The organism is Thermogutta sp. (assembly GCF_039793925.1).
Taxonomy (GTDB): Bacteria; Planctomycetota; Planctomycetia; order Pirellulales; family Thermoguttaceae; genus Thermogutta.
Genome location: NZ_JBAMME010000143.1, coordinates 1 through 1,199, shown reverse-complemented (window position 1 = coordinate 1,199; position 1,199 = coordinate 1). Strand labels below are relative to the sequence as shown.

Annotated in this window: 2 protein-coding genes; both read right to left on the bottom strand. The window is 56.4% G+C overall.

Annotated elements, in window-relative coordinates:
* Positions 1-151 precede the first annotated feature (151 nt).
* Positions 152-922: a hypothetical protein gene (locus ABJK56_RS05780; RefSeq protein ID WP_347243717.1), complete on the bottom strand. Its 771-nt coding sequence runs from the start codon at positions 920-922 to the stop codon at positions 152-154.
* Between the two features lie 42 nt (positions 923-964).
* Positions 965-1,199: hypothetical protein (locus ABJK56_RS05775; RefSeq protein WP_347243716.1), on the bottom strand; the 235-nt coding region annotated here is incomplete at its 5' end.

Genomic DNA, 1,199 nt, shown 5'->3' with positions numbered 1-1,199 from the left:
CCGGGCGTCCCAGTGTCAAATTCACCGAGGGCTGGATCAGCCAGAGCTTCCTTGAGCTGATCCACATATCCGTATAAGTCTTCTCTTCTTAGCGAATGAAAAGTCGTCATGGCGGCACTCCTGACAATCCAATAATTCTGGAACGGAGAAGCTAATGCATTTGTACGCCATAATCATCTGCATTGTCTTCCCACCATCGGCGAGGTTTGAGCCACCGTGGACGGGGTTTGGCGTGTGTTGGGCTTTCGGCCTCTTCGGCGGCAGGCCAGGACGGTAGTCGGCCCCGCCAGGGACAACCCTTCAGTTCCGGTTCAAAGCCCCAGTTTTCCGGCGTGATGAACTGCAAATTCTTTACCCGCCTGATAACTTGTCCCTCTGAGTTTCGGACGGCCACCTCTTCTTCCTGAGAGGGCAGGAGCCATTGCGGCGGTTCACCCTTGAGGGGGACATAGCGGCGGATAATCTGCCGGACGGCGGCTTTCCACCGATGCCTTCTCATCTTTTGTACGGCTGCCACACGGAGATAATAACAGGTCACCCATCGCAGGGATGGCCCAGATCCCCTCAGAATAGCGACGGCCCCGCTTGGGAGGACAAGGTGCCAGGTCGTCCATTTCGTGGACTGGGGCGGGGAGGAGTAGACGAGAGCCTGCGGCCGACTCAAAGCTTTCCGTGTTTGTTCACGGAGGACACCCAGGACATGCGAGAGCACGGTTTGCCCCTGGGCCGATTTGATGTCCAGGTTCCCTTTGAGTTGTGCCAGAGTTTCCGATCCAAACTCCTCTTTCCACGGTTCCGTGCGGCATGTCCAATGTTTGTGGCAGTGATACCACGCTTCTTCCGGGAATACCACATCGACCCGGCAACGCTGCTGCCGCGGCCGAGGATCGGGCAAGTCCGGCCACCGTTGCAAAACGTTCATCACTTTCCCTTGTTCTCAATCGCCAGGTGGCTTTCGGTCTTGTTACGGCGAACGAAACGGATCAAACCAGCGAAGTGAAAGAATGACTTTTTCTATTCGTTCGTAGTGCATTCTCACGCTCTGGGGGCTAACGTGCAGAGAATCGGCAAGGAAGTGGACGCGATCATTCGGGGTCTCGCAATCCTCAATCCCGGACGGAGGAAAGGGTTGAGGCAAACCATGGATCTTATTCACCCACGCTTGCCAGATTTCCTCCGGCACGCGGTCCCAGAGGCCT